Here is a 14,034-nt window from a genome sequence, read left to right as displayed (position 1 = left end):
GGAGGAACCGGCCGCCGGATCACCGGTAGTGAGATGGTCCGCTTACTGGGCCAACACGCGGGCCGCTTCCCGGGTCTTGTCCACCATGGTTTCCACCTGCCGGATGGCGCGGCCGATGTCGTTGATGTTTTCCGTCACGGTGTCCACCGCGCCGGCCGTCTGCTGCATGTTCTGCGACATTTCCAGCGTGACCGCACCTTGCTGCTCCACCGCCGCGACGGCCGAGGTGACGTGGTCCCGCACGGCATCGATGGACCGGCGGATGCCCTCCAGGGCGCCGACCACCTCGCCGGCCACGGACTGCATGCCGGTGATCTCGTCCGAAATCCCCTGCGTGGCGCTCGCCGCCTGGTTGGCCAGATTCTTCACCTCGGTGGCGACGACCGCGAAGCCCTTGCCGGCCTCCCCCGCCCGCGCCGCCTCGATGGTCGCGTTCAAGGCCAGCAGGTTGATCTGGCCGGCGATCCCGCGGATGACGTCCACCACCCGCTCCATGGACTGGGCGACGGCGTTGAGGCGCTCGGTCGCCGACCCGGCGGTTTCCGCCTCGGCCGCGACACTGTCCACCGCCGCGCGGGACTGGGCCATGTTGGCCGCCAGCTCGCGGGTGGACGCGGCCAGCTCTTCCGCGCCGGCGGCGATGCCCTGGACCGCGCCGGCCGTCTGGTTCGCCGCCGCGGCCACGCCCTCGGACCGGCCCACCGACTGTTCGACGGCGGTGTCGATCTCCTTGAAGTTGCTGTCGATCAACTGCTTCAGGTTTGCCAGCATGCGCACCTGGCGGGTGATGTCGGTGGCATACTTCACCACCTTGTACGGACGGCCATCGGGGTCGAGGATGGGGTTGTACGAGGCCTCGATCCAAACCTCGCGGCCGCCCTTGCCCAGGCGCTTGAATTGGCCCGCCTGGAACTCACCTCGGCGCAGGGTCTCCCAAAACTGGCGGTACTCCGGCGCGTCCTTTTGGCCCGGTTCCACAAAAACGCTGTGATGCCGGCCCTCGACCTCCGCCGCCGTGTAGCCCATGGTGTTCAGGAAATTGTCGTTGGCGCGCAGGATGGTGCCGTCCAGGCTGAATTCGATGACCGCCTGCGACTTGTTGATGGCCGTGACCTGGCCCAGCAGGTCGGCGTGTTCCCGCTTCGCCGCTGTCACGTCGGTGGCATACTTCACCACCTTGTACGGCCGGCCGGCGCGGTCGAGGATGGGATTGTATGAGGCCTCGATCCAGACTTCGCGGCCGCCCTTTCCCAAACGCTTGAACTGCGCGGCCCGGAATTCCCCCCGGCGCAGGCTGTCCCAGAACTGGCGGTATTCCAGGCTGTCCCGATACCCTGGCGCCACGAACAGGCTGTGATGCTGTCCCTTAACCTCGGCCAGGGCGTAACCCATGGCCTTCAGGAAGTTGTCGTTGGCGGTGAGGATGGTGCCGTCCAGGGCAAACTCGATAATGGCTTGGGATTTGCCCAGGGCGGCCAGCGTTGCCTTCATGTCCCGGATATGCCGTGCCAGAAAAGACCGAAACATTAACCACTCCGCGAAGTAAGGGATTCGCCCTTTTAAAGATGGTTAAAGGGCCACCCCGTAAAAGCGCAGCGCACCGCTTGAAAACAAGCAGTGCATCTGATGATTCTGACAGGGGTGTTTGTTGGGATGTGAATGTAGTATTAATGCTATCGACTGTCTAGCCGGATTCTAAAGTCCACAGACATGCACTTTACTTTCCTTGGTTAATATTTGATGTCATCAACCAGGGAGCGGGGTGCTCGCCGGTCGCCGCAGGGCTTCCACTCCTCTGCCAAATCCCTCATGATGGCAGGGACTTAACGACCGGCGCCATCATCCAGGGCAGGGGATGGGGTGCGGTCCCCCTATCCTTCCGCCACCCTGAAACGATAGCCAGAGGTTGCTTTCTCCATGGCCATGTCCTGGTTCCGCCGTACCATGTTCATCGTGTCCACGTTGACTTTGACGACGACGGGAACAGGCCGCAGCCAAACCGCTCAGCACGTGGATACGCAACAGACGTCAACCCGGATCACCCAGCAGCTGGAAAAACCCGCCGACACCGAACCGCCGCTGACCACCGCCTACCGCCCATTCGAGGCGTTCGCGCCCCTGACCCTGCCGCAGGCGGTGAACCAGTACCGGTCGGGCAGCGGCCTGCCGGGCCCGGCCTATTGGCAGAACCGGGCGGATTATGAGCTGCACGCCCGCCTGGACCTGAGCAACCCTGATGCTCCCGCGCTGAGCGGCAGCGGCGTCATCCGCTACACCAACAACAGCCCGGACGCGCTGGACCGGCTGTGGCTGCAGCTGGACCAGAACATCTATCGCAAGGACGCGCGCGCGGCCGTGGCGGGTGGCGGGCGGCCCAGCCGGGGCAACACCGACGGCATGACCATCAAGGCGGTCGCGGTCGATATGGGGGACGGCAAGGCGGTGGCCCTGCCTTTCCATATCGACGACACCCGCCTGTGGATCGACCTGCCCAAGCCGCTGGCCGCCAAGGGCGGCAAGCTGGCGCTGCACATCGACTACGCCTACACCATTCCCGGTACCTGGGGCGGGCGCACCGCCCACACGCCGACGCAGAACGGCGAGATCTATGAGATCGCCCAATGGTATCCGCGCATGGCGGTTTACGACGACCTGCGCGGCTGGGACACCCTGCCCTATCTGGGGTCGGAGTTTTATCTGGAGTACGGCGACTTCGACTACACCGTCACCGTGCCGGCCACCATGCTGGTGGCGGGTTCGGGCGAGTTGGTGAACGGGGCGGAGGTGCTGACGCCCACGCAAGTGAAGCGCCTGGACCAGGCCCGCGCCAGCGACGCCACGGTCATGATCCGCACGCCGGATGAGGTGACGGACCCCCGAGGCCGCCCGCGCACCAATGGCGAGATGACCTGGCATTTCCGCATGCGGAACACCCGCGACGTGGTGTTCGCCGCCTCCGCCGCCTTCGTCTGGGACGCCGCGCGCGTGAACCTGCCGGAGGGCAAGCACGCCCTGGCCATGTCGGTTTACCCGGTGGAGGGCGTGGGGCCGGACAAGTGGAACCGGTCGACGGAGTACCTGAAGGCTTCCATCGAGCATTTCTCCAGCCAGTGGTTCCCCTATCCCTGGCCTGTCGCCGTGAACCTGGGCGGCCACGGCGCCGGCATGGAATATCCGGGCATGGTGTTCGACGGGTATAAGGACCAGGGCAAGAACCTGTACTGGATCACGGCGCATGAGATCGGCCACACATGGTTCCCCATGATCGTGGGCTCGAACGAGCGGCGCGACGCCTGGATGGATGAGGGGTCCAACACCTTCATCGACATCTATGCCCAGGACGCCTTCAACCACGGTGAATACGCCCCCAAGCGCGACGGGGAATATGCGCCCGGCGGCGGCAACCCCGCAGACGAGATCCTGCCCCTGCTGGCCGACGCCGACGCCCCCAACATCGTCAACGCCCCCGACGGCATGTCGGAGAAGTACCGCCACCCCGTCAGCTATTTCAAACCGGCGCTGGGCCTGGTGCTGCTGCGCGAGCAGATCCTGGGGCCGGAGCGGTTCGACGCCGCCCTGCGCCGCTATATCCGCGCCTGGGCCTACAAGCATCCGTCACCGTCCGACTTCTTCCGCGCCATGGAATCCGGGGCGGGCGAGGACCTGACCTGGTTCTGGCGCGGCTGGTACTTCAACAACTGGGCGGTCGATTTCGCCGTGCGCAAGGTCGCCTATGCCGAGGGCGGGCCAGACAAGGGCGCCCTGGTCACCCTGGCGGCCCTGGACCGCCTGGTCCTGCCGGCCACCCTGCAGGTGGACTACGCCGACGGCAGCCAGCGCAGCCTCCGCATTCCGGTGGAGACCTGGCGCGGCCGGGCCGAGACCACCGTGCGGCTGGACGGCGGCCCCGCCATCACCCGCGTCACCATCGACCCCACCCACGCCCTGCCCGACACCAACCGGGCCAACGACGTGTGGGAGATGAAGTAAGCGTAAAAGCCGGCGGCCTCCTTCGGCTTAGTGATGCCCTGCCCCTTCGTGGTGATGGGCATGCGGGGTGATGGTGGGCGCCTTGCCCGGTTCCACCATCTCCACCAGTTCCATCATGCCGTTGTCCTCGTGGCTGGTGTTGTGGCAGTGCATGACGATGGCGCCGGTGTAGTCCAGCGCCTGGCTGAGGAACTGCACCACCTCGCCGTAATTGAAGCCGGTGTTGGCGTCGACGTTGGTCAACCCGCCCGGGAAGGTGCAGTTCGTCCCCCCCACCGCCCGGGCGCAATTGATCAGCACCGTGTCGCGCCAGATGGGGAACGCATAGTCGACCGTGCCCCGCTTCATCACCTGGAAGGAATTGGTGTGGATGTGGAACATGTGGGTGTCGGCGGCGCTCATCACCCCCCACAGGTTCGTCTGGCCCAGGGTCAGGATGCGCTGCGGCCCGCCCTCGGCATTGAAGGGGCGGCCGTTGACCACCGAGGCGCCACCGGCCGATTCCGCGTAGGTGCCGCTGGTGAAGCCGAACACCACCCCCTGGGTGGGAGAGGCCGGCCGGTCGGCCGCGTCCACCAGGGTGGTGGGGGCGTACAGCCGGTTCAGCTGGGACTGGGTAGGCAGGGCGGTCGCCGTGGGCCCGGATGCCGCCGCCACCACGTTCACCGTCATCACCAGCTGGGCGTCGGGGACAACGCCAGGCTTGCACAGATCGCCGATGCCGGGCTGGCGCGCCAGGGGATCCTGCGAGGATTGCTGCCGCTTCACCACCGTGCCGGGGGCGGGCTGGACCAGCAGGTACCGGCCGGGCTTGGCCGGGGCCTTGACCATCAGGTCCAGGCGCTGGCCGGGCGCCAGGAACAGCAGCTCATTGTTGACCACCCCCTTGCCGTCCGGCTTGGCCACCGGCGCCGTCAGGCGCAGCGGCAAATCCTCTTCCCCCGGCGACAGGGGACGCTGCACCGGTACGCCGTCGGCCGCCAGGACATAGGCGGCGGGCGCCGTCGCCGCGTCCACGCCGGTTTGGGGCACCAGGCACATGGGCACCACCGTGCCCACCGTGGTGTTCACCACCCGCCACAGCTGCACCTCATTCGTCGTCATGGTGACGGTGGGGTTCAGCTGGCCGTTGACGGACAGTTTCTGGTTGACGTTCTGCGCCGGCTCGGGCGCCGGCTGGCCGTCGACATAGGTGCAGCGGGCGAAGGAATAGACGCTCTTGCACGTCACCCGTTGCGGGCTGGTCAGGTTGGGCGCGGATTCGATGCTCTGCAGCAGCATCACCTTTTCCGCCGACCCCCGCACCGCGGGCAGGCTGTCGATGCCGTTCTTCTCATCCTGGATGATCAGCGCGCCGCTCATGCCGCTGGCCAGCTGCAGGGCCACCGCCCCGTGCTTGTGCGGGTGGTACCAATAGGTGCCGGCCGGATGCTGCTCCGGAATCTTGATGCGGTAGTGGTAGTCGCCCTTCTGGCACAGGCTGGCGTCGCCGTTCGCGTCCCGCACGCACATGGCCATGACATCGGCCGGCGTGTCGGCTGGATAAAGGGCCAGCAGAACGTTGTCGCCGTCCTTCTGCGGGCTGACGTGCAGGCCGTGGGTGTGCAGATTCAGCACGTCGAAGCCATGGGGCACGGCGTTGAACATGGTGCCGTCGCCCTCGTCCGCGTCGAACGGCAGGCCGTTGGTGAACAGGATGTCCAGCGTGTCGCCGGGATGGACGCGAATGGTGGGGCCGGCCAGCAGTTCACCCGTCGGCAGGGCGGCGCCCATGACTTGCTTGCGCGCGGTCACCGCCGCCTTCACCTCCGCCCCCTTGCGGTCGCCGAAGCTGACGAAGGCGTTGGCCTGCACCTTCAGCGGCGCGCCGTCGCCGTTGGGCAGGGTGAAGATCTGCGGGAAGGCCATCAGTTGCGACACACCGGCCACCACTGGCATGGGCGCCGGCTGGACCAGTTCCCCCGCCGGCGCGGGGCCGGCGGCCAGGGCCGTAAGGGCCAAGCCCCCCAAGGCCGACGCCCGCCGGCCCGGCTTCGCGATAATGGACATGCACGTTCCCCCGTCAGCGTATCCCTTTCGGGATAAACTGCCCGATAAACGCGCATAGATCCATACACCACTACTTATGCAGGCATTTTATCGACAGCACCGGCCAGCTGCAGCGTTCGATGATCGGGTTGGCCGTCAAAATACTTGTCCAGCGCATCCTGGAACAGGCTGTCGCAGTCGCCGGCCGCCAGGTGGAACAGGGTCATGCTGGAGCGGAACTTCAGCGCGTCCACGGGACCGAACACCGCCCGGGCGTCATGGCCGGGCAGCTCGTTGACCAGGCCGGTCAGTTGGCGCAGGCGCCCGCCCAGGATGGTGTGCTCCAGGTAAGCCCGTGCCTCCCCCAGCGAAGCCAGGGCGTAATGTTGCGACGTCGCACTTTGGCCCAGCCCCGCGATCTGGGGAAAGAAGTACCACATCCAATGGCTGCGCTTGTGCCCGGTGGTCAGCTCCTGGATCACCGTGTCCAACTGCGGGTTCTGGGCATCGACGAAGCGTTGCAGGTCCCAGTGTGGGCTGGCGGTGAATGAGTCGACAGGGTGGTCCATGGCTCCCTTCCCTTGTTCCCACGACGGCCGGCGCTCAGCATACAGCGCCGGCCAAAAGAAAACCGGCGCCCCTGACGGTCAGGGACGCCGGCTTCCAACCGCCAACGGGGGAATTTTGTTCAGGGACCGAAGGTATCAGGCGGCTTGGGCCACGAACAGGTCACCGATCTGGGTGTTGGCGGCGGTCAGCGCGCCGGCCTTGGCATCGGGGCCCATGGCGACGCCCTCGGCGCGGACGATGGTGACGTCGGTCATGCCCAGGAAGCCCAGGAAGGCCTTCAGATAGGCTTCCTGATGGTCCAGCGCCGCCTCATACGGGGTGCCGGCGTACTTGCCGCCGCGGGAGGAAACGACGATGACCTTGCGGCCGCCGGCCAGGCCCTGGGGACCGGCCTCGGTGTAGCGGAAGGTGCGCCCGGCCTGGGCCAGGCGGTCCAGGTAGGACTTCAGCTGGCTGGGGATGGAGAAGTTGTACATGGGCGCGCCGATGACCACGACATCGGCCGACAGCAGCTCGTCCACCAAAGTATCGACCAGCGCGCGCTCGGCCTGTTGCGCGGGGGTCAGGTTCTGGTCGGCACCAAACTTAGCGACCGCCAGCAGCTCGGCGTCCAGGTGGGCGGGGGCCACGGCGGCAACGTCACGGTACACCACCTCGCCCGACGGGTTGGCCTGCTGCCACGCCTGGACCACGGCGGCGGTCAGCTGACGGGAGACGGAGGCCTGGGCCAGGGGGCTGGAGTCGATGTGCAGGAGCTTCATGATCCGTACTCTCAATTCTGGGATGGGCGCCGGTGAGGCCCGGCCGCCGAAGACCCCTTGAGATTGCCACTGGAACGCTCTTGCCATCAGGGGCCAGATTTCACACTCTATGTTCCATGATTGGAACAATGGCCGTCCCCGGCATCCGGGCGGCGATCGGGGCCCCACCATGCGCGACCTGAACGATCTCTACTACTTCGCCCAGGTGGTAGAGCATGGCGGCTTCGCCGCGGCTGAGCGGGCGCTGGGCGTGCCCAAGTCCACGCTCAGCCGCCGCGTCTCGATGCTGGAGGACCAGCTGGGCGTGCGGCTGCTGCAGCGTTCCACCCGCCGCTTCGCCGTCACCGACGTGGGCCGCACCTACCATGCCCACTGCCTGGCCATGATCGCCGAGGCGGAAGCGGCACAAGAGGTGGTGGACCGCACCCGGGCGGAGCCGCAAGGCACCGTGCGCGTCAGCTGCCCCACCGCCCTGGTGCCCACTCGCGTGGGGGCGGTCGTCACCCGCTACATGGCGCAACATCCCCGCGTGACCATCCGGCTGGAGGCCAGCAACCGCCGCGTCGACGTCATCGAGGAGGGCTACGACCTGGCCATCCGCGTGCGCATGCCGCCGCTTGAGGACAGCGACCTGATCGTCAAGGTGCTGGAAAGCCACGGCTCGGCCCTGGTGGCCAGCCCAGACTTCCTGGACCGCCACGGCCGGCCCGCTACACCGGAGGAGCTGTCGGCCCTGCCCGCCGCCGACATGCCGCGCACGGGCGGCGACTACGTCTGGCGCCTCTATGGTCCCGACGGCATCCTGCGCACCGTGCCGCATCAGCCCCGCCTGATCACCGAGGACATGGCCCTGTTGCGCGATGCGGCGCTGACCGGGGTTGCCATCGCCCAGTTGCCCCACTTCATCATCGACAACTATCTGGCTCAGGGCGTGCTGGAGGCGCTGTTGCCCGGCTGGACCCTGCCGGCGGGCGTGGTGCACGCGGTGTTCCCCTCGCGCCGGGGCCTGGTACCGGCGGTGCGCGGCTTCATCGACGCCTTGGCGGCGGAATTCGCCGAGCGGCCCACGGCCCCCTGCCCCGCCAACCCCGCCTGGATCGGCGGCGGGCCCGACCTGGGGCTGTAGCGGCACAGCACGGTGGGCCACCCCCGTGGCAGGAAAACCACCTTGGCCGCACATCTGCAACCATCCCCACCCTTTGCCCTTGACAGCGGGGGCCGACGCCAGTGCTACTAACACGCTAAGCATAAGAATTTTGGGGAAGTTTTGGTTTTGGGGGACCCATCCGCCATGCCTGGGTCGTCTACTGTCCGCCACCTTGGTGCGCGGCTGGGCGGGCTTGTGCGCACCTGCCTGGCCCGGCGCGTCCTGCTTCCGCTGCTGGCCATCCTCGCCGCCCTGGTCCTGATGCTGTGGCCGGCACTGCTGAACGGCTTCCCCATCGTCTTCTTCGACACCGGCGGCTACATCGAGGCTGCGGCCGAGCGTGAATTGGTGGAGGGGCGGTCGCTGGCCTACGGCCTGTTCCTGCAGGCGACGTCGCTGAACTGGCGCACGCTGTGGGGGCCGGTGGTGGCGCAGAGCCTGCTGACCCTGTGGCTGTTGCGCCTGCTGTGCGCCGGCCTGGCGCCCGGCGACGGACTGCCGGGCGGCAAAGGCAATGGGTTCGGAGCCCTGGGCCTGGTGGCGGTGCTGGCGCTGGGCACCGGCATGGCCTGGTACACGGCCCAGCTGATGCCGGACATCGCCATCCCCCTGGTGGTGGCGACCCTGTGGCTGCTGGCCTTCCGCTGGAACCGGCTGTCCTGGGGGACGCGCCTGGGCGCGGCCGCCGTGGGCCTGATCAGCCTGCTGTCGCACATGTCAGGCATGGCCCTGGGCGCCGGCCTGGTGGCGGTGCTGGCGCTGATGAAGGCCATTGGCGTGGTGGGCCGCCCGCGATCCTGGCGGGCCCTGCGCCTGCTGCCGGCGGCGGCCCTGGTGATTGGCAGCATGGTGACCCTGCCCCTGCTGAACGGCGCCGTCACCGGCGAGACCAGGCTGACCCCCGGCGGGCCGCTGTTCCTGTTCGGCAGTCTGCTGCAGCAGGGCCAGGTGCGCCGCCTGCTGGACGAACGATGCGCCGACGACCCGCACGCCTACACCCTGTGTGCCTATCGCCAACGCCTGCCCACCACGGCAGATGAGTTCCTGTGGGCGGAGGATTCCCCCCTAGTCGCCCTGGGCGGCTGGGAAGGCATGGAGCCCGAAGCCGCGCGTATCAACATGGCGGTGATGCGGGCCTATCCCCTGGCCCTGGCCCTGTCGTCGTTGCAGGCGGGAATGGAACAGTTCTTCCGCGTGCAGACGGGCGACGGCCTGGACGAGTTCCACCGCAGCACCCGCGAGGCGATGCACCAGTGGCTGGCTCCCCTTGAGCCCGCCTACCTGAAGGCCGACCAGCAGAGCGAGGGGCCGACCCCCGGCATGGCGGACCTGTCCAACTACTTGACCGTTCCCCTGGCCTATCTGGCGCTGGCTGCCCTGGCCGTCCTGGTCCCCCAAGCGGTAAGGCGTCGCGACGGCATGGCCCTGGGCGCCCTGCTGTTCCTATGGGCGGCGCTGGCCGGCAACGCCCTGATCTGCGGCGCGCTGTCCAACCCGCACGACCGCTATCAGAACCGGCTGGTGTGGCTGGTCCCTGTGTTCGTCCTGGCGCTGAACACCCGCCTGCGCCAAACCGAAGAGGCGACGGATGAGGCAGAGCCGGCGCTGCGGGTGCCGAATGCCATATCCCTGCCGGCGGCCCTGCTGCGCCGTCGCGCGACGCGGCCTGTCCTGACCAGCCCCCTCATTGATCTGGGTGTGCCTGATGGCCTGGCGGCGGAAATGGCGGGGGGAGACCTGGCCGTGGGAAGCGCTGCCGAGCGGGCGGTGACGCCCCAACCCTGACCTTCTTGGTAAGGCGCAAATCCACGTTGATTGCGCTACGCTTTTCGGGCGTTTGTGCCAACCAGGCCACCCCCGCCGCGCCCGCCCGCCCCGAGCCCGGCCCGGGCGCCAATCATGGACCCGCGGATGATCCGCTTCTCCCTTCCCGTGCGGCTGCTGCTGGCGATCCTGCCGGCCGCTGGCGTCATGCTGGGGGGGATGATCCTGGTCACCCTGCATCTGAGCCAGCGGGTGGTGGAGCGTTTCATCAACGACTACGGCCGCGACACCGCCCAGCGCGAGGCGCTGGCCATCAGCGCCGGCATCCAGGAAGAGATGACCCTGGCCGAAGGCGCCGCCCGCCTGGTCTCCGCCCTGGCCGCCACGCGGGAGCGGGAAGGGGTCGCCCCCACGCTGGCAGACCGGCGGCAGATCACCGAATACCTGCGCCAGGCGGCGGCCTTGCATCCCGAGGCCGTGGGCATCTGGTTCTTTGCCGAGCCCGACGCCCTGGGGCCTGACGCCGCGGCGCTGGCCCTACGGGATCCCCTGGTGGGAATGGCGGGCACCGGCCGCTATGCCCTGTACGCCACCAGCCAGGAAGGTGCCGTGCGCCTGCAGTCCCCGCCGCCGGACTTCGACGCCCAGGACTATTACACCCACGCCCAGCGCAGCCACCGCCTGGCCATCCTGCCGGTCCATATCTTCCCCATACAGGGCGTGCCCACCGCCCTGGTTTCCCACGCCTTCCCGGCCATGGTGGGCGACCGCCTCATCGGCGTGGCCGGCGTGGACCTGGACCAGCGGCAGCGCGCCCACGTTTATGAGGGGCACCACCCGTTCGGCGCGCCCATCGCCATCATCAACACCTCCGGTGTCTGGGGCTATCACCCGGACCCGGCCCGGCTGGGCACTGCCGCCACCTTCGGCGACGGCCCCGACTATCAGTTCACGCCAGGGGAACGGGTGTTCGTCAACCAGGCCCAGCCCTATAGCCTGGAACGCCGCCTGCCCGACGGGTCCCGGCTGCGCCGCTTTACCTGGCCGGTGGACTTGTTCCCGGGCGAGGGCCGACGCCTGCTGGTCATGGACGTGCCCCTGGACCGGCTGGCGCGACCCTTCGCCGGCATCCGCACCGCCATCCTGATGGCCGGGCTGCTGTGCGCCCTGTTGCTGAGCGGCCTGATGGTCCTGGCCGTCCGCCTAATCGTGGCCAGGCCGCTGAAGCGTCTGCAGGCGGGGGTGGATTGTCTGAAACGGGGCGAGTACGACCACCCCCTGCTGGATCAGAACTGCCCCGATGTCATTGGCGACCTAGCGCGCGGGTTGGAGGATTTCCGCCGGACCCTGGTGGAACGGGACCATCTGCGCCGCGACCTGCAGCGGGTGGCCGCCTGCATCGAGGTGGCTCATGACGCCATCTACATGATGAGCCGCGACTACACGGTGCTGTACGCCAACAGCCAGGCGCTGACCTTGGTGGGCGTCACCGACCGCGAGACCCTGCTGGGCAGGCGCATTTCCCAATTCGTCACGCCCGAGACGGCCGCCTCGCTGGCAGGACTGCGCCAGCACATCGCCGCTAGCCTGGCCCATGCCGGCGTGTGGACGGGCCAGGTTGACAACTGGACAACCTTGACCGGCCATCGCATCGAGGCCGTGGAGTTCACCGCCAGCAACGACCCCGGCGGCGACATCCTGGTCGTGGCCCGAGACGTATCGGAACGTGACCGGGTGGAACGGGAGCGCCAGATCCTGCAACGCCAGATCCTGCAGCAGGACAAGTTGGAAACGGTGGGCCGCTTGGCAGGCGGCGTGGCACACGACTTCAACAATCTGCTGGGTGCCATCCTGGGCTATGCCGGATTCCTGGTGGCCGACCTGCCGGCGGACAGCCCGGCGCGCGGCTATGCCGACCGCATCCTGGCGGTAGGCGCCAGCGCCAAGGAACTGGTCCGCCAGATCCTGGGCTTCGCCCGCACCGACGCCGGCGTCCAGGAGGTGGTGCCCGCCCGCGCCATCGTGGACGACGCGCAGGTGGTGCTGCGATCCACCGTGCCGGCCACAACCCGCCTGACGTGCATGACTGAGGAAGGCCTGCCGCCCGTGCGCGCCAACCAGACGCAGATGATGCAGGTGTTGATGAACCTGGTCATCAACGCCCACGACGCCCGCCGGGGTGAGACGGGCGATATCACCATCCGCCTGAACCGGGGCCCTTTGCCCTTCACCTTCCCCGACGACTGGGCGGTGGCGGACATCCTGCCGGCACCGGTGGACGCCCCGCATGTGGTGCTGGAGGTGACCGACCAGGGAACCGGCTTGGCGCCCGACCACCTTTCCCGCATGTTCGAACCCTTTTTCACCACCAAGGGCCAGGACAAAGGCACCGGCCTGGGCTTGGCCAATGTGCAGAGCATCGTCAAGGCCCATGGCGGCGGCCTCGCGGTCGCGAGCAAGCTCGGGGCCGGCACCGTCATCCGCATCACCCTTCCCAGCCTGTCGGGCCCCAGCATAACCGCGGACCGGGCAGCCGCGGGGTCCTCTGGCAGTGCGGCCACGGCCTCACCCCTCAACCCGGCTCCGGCCCGGCTGCGGGTGCTGGTGGTGGACGACACCGAGGCCATGGGCGAACTGCTGCGCGAGGGCCTGACACGGCGGGGGCACGACGTCACCGTCTGCGGTGAGCCGCAGGCGGCACTGGCCCTGCTGGCCGATCAGTCCAGAGGCTACAACGCCCTGATCACGGACCAGACCATGCCGGGCATGACGGGCCTGAGCCTGATCCACGCCGCCAAGGGAAGGAACCCCGGTCTGATCTGCGTGCTGTGCACCGGCTATAGCGCCAATGTGGACGAGGCCACGGCCCGCGCCGGCGGCGCCGATGCCTTTTTCATCAAGCCCTTGTCGGTGAAGGTCCTGATCGACCGGCTGGACACGCTGTATGGCACCAGGGGCTGAGGCGCCGGCACCGTCAGGGCCAGCACGGTCAGGGATGGATACGGCTGGGGAACCAGCTGTCCAGGCTGCCACGATCCAGCCAGCGGCCATAGGCGTATGGGGCGGCATAGGTGCCGCCATAAGGGTAAGCCGATCCATAATAGGGATAGGCACCGTCCGCGCCATCGACCAGCCCCGGCCCCAATGGGCCGCCAACCCCACCCCAGGGGCCAACGCCCCAGCCCCCATTGCGGGGATGGCCGGTGACATTGCCCTGCGACACCGATAGCGAGAAGCCGATGCCCGTGTCCTCGCAGGGGCGCAGCGGATTGCCGTCCTGGCCATAATTCAAGGTGGCGCCCGCGCCGCGTTCGATCATGCCGCCGCCGAAGCCGATGCCCATGGTGACACTGCCACCGGCCCGGCAGCTGGTGTCCTTGGATTTCCAGCCATCATCCTCCGGGGGGCGGGCGGCAACCACGCCATCATCCCGGCCATCGGCCGTCGCGACGCCGGGACCGTCCAGCACCGGCGGGCGCGCCGGGCCCTCGTCGATGGCGTTTGCCGGCGTGCTCACCGTCCCAGTCTGCGCCCAGGCGCCACCGCCCATGGCGGTGAGGCAGGCCACCAGCAACAGGGCGGACACCCCGGATTTGCCAACGGCTTTACCCAAGAGCTTGGATGAATGGACGGCAGGCATAGCATTCAACTCCAGGACCGGCGGGGAAAGCGCATCAGCCGACCGGGACGGGCGGCAGGCCCGTTTCCAATATGGGACGGGCCAGTCCAGTTTCCACGCATTTCCTGACAGGAACCTGTCGATCGGCACCGCGG

The 14,034-nt window shown here is 68.0% G+C and carries 9 protein-coding genes; 4 read left to right on the top strand and 5 right to left on the bottom strand.

Going from position 1 to position 14,034, the window contains the following annotated elements:
- Positions 1-42: 42 nt before the first annotated feature.
- Complete coding sequence (locus FBZ87_RS23305; RefSeq protein ID WP_145612993.1) at positions 43-1,491, bottom strand: methyl-accepting chemotaxis protein; 1,449 nt, start codon at positions 1,489-1,491, stop codon at positions 43-45.
- Between the two features lie 426 nt (positions 1,492-1,917).
- Here FBZ87_RS23305 and FBZ87_RS23300 point away from each other — a divergent pair, with 426 nt between their 5' ends.
- A complete protein-coding gene (locus FBZ87_RS23300; RefSeq protein ID WP_145612992.1) occupies positions 1,918-3,990 on the top strand; it encodes a M1 family metallopeptidase in 2,073 nt (690 codons plus the stop codon).
- A gap of 27 nt (positions 3,991-4,017) precedes the next feature.
- Here FBZ87_RS23300 and FBZ87_RS23295 read toward each other — a convergent pair whose 3' ends face one another.
- From FBZ87_RS23295 to FBZ87_RS23285, 3 genes are all read right to left on the bottom strand, one after another.
- Positions 4,018-6,039 (bottom strand): multicopper oxidase family protein, encoded by a 2,022-nt coding sequence (locus FBZ87_RS23295; RefSeq protein WP_145612991.1) that lies wholly within the window; start codon positions 6,037-6,039, stop codon positions 4,018-4,020.
- A 74-nt stretch (positions 6,040-6,113) separates the two neighbouring features.
- Positions 6,114-6,587, bottom strand: coding sequence for a DUF1810 domain-containing protein (locus tag FBZ87_RS23290; protein ID WP_145612990.1), 474 nt, complete (start codon positions 6,585-6,587; stop codon positions 6,114-6,116).
- Positions 6,588-6,722: 135 nt separating this feature from the next.
- A complete protein-coding gene (locus FBZ87_RS23285; RefSeq protein ID WP_145612989.1) occupies positions 6,723-7,349 on the bottom strand; it encodes an FMN-dependent NADH-azoreductase in 627 nt (208 codons plus the stop codon).
- A 169-nt stretch (positions 7,350-7,518) separates the two neighbouring features.
- Here FBZ87_RS23285 and FBZ87_RS23280 point away from each other — a divergent pair, with 169 nt between their 5' ends.
- The 3 genes from FBZ87_RS23280 (at position 7,519) to FBZ87_RS23270 (ending at position 13,221) form a co-directional block, all read left to right on the top strand.
- A complete protein-coding gene (locus tag FBZ87_RS23280; protein WP_145612988.1) occupies positions 7,519-8,475 on the top strand; it encodes a LysR substrate-binding domain-containing protein in 957 nt (318 codons plus the stop codon).
- 165 nt (positions 8,476-8,640) lie between these two features.
- Positions 8,641-10,281 carry a hypothetical protein gene (locus FBZ87_RS23275; RefSeq protein WP_145612987.1) on the top strand — a complete coding sequence of 547 codons (1,641 nt, stop codon included), beginning with the start codon at positions 8,641-8,643 and terminating at the stop codon, positions 10,279-10,281.
- A 126-nt stretch (positions 10,282-10,407) separates the two neighbouring features.
- Positions 10,408-13,221, top strand: coding sequence for an ATP-binding protein (locus tag FBZ87_RS23270; protein WP_211107122.1), 2,814 nt, complete (start codon positions 10,408-10,410; stop codon positions 13,219-13,221).
- 28 nt (positions 13,222-13,249) lie between these two features.
- Here FBZ87_RS23270 and FBZ87_RS23265 read toward each other — a convergent pair whose 3' ends face one another.
- Positions 13,250-13,846 carry a hypothetical protein gene (locus FBZ87_RS23265; protein WP_145612985.1) on the bottom strand — a complete coding sequence of 199 codons (597 nt, stop codon included), beginning with the start codon at positions 13,844-13,846 and terminating at the stop codon, positions 13,250-13,252.
- Between the last annotated feature and the right edge of the window lie 188 nt (positions 13,847-14,034).

This window comes from Nitrospirillum amazonense (assembly GCF_007828035.1).
GTDB lineage: Bacteria > Pseudomonadota > Alphaproteobacteria > Azospirillales > Azospirillaceae > Nitrospirillum > Nitrospirillum amazonense.
This window is presented reverse-complemented; position numbering and strand designations above follow the sequence as displayed.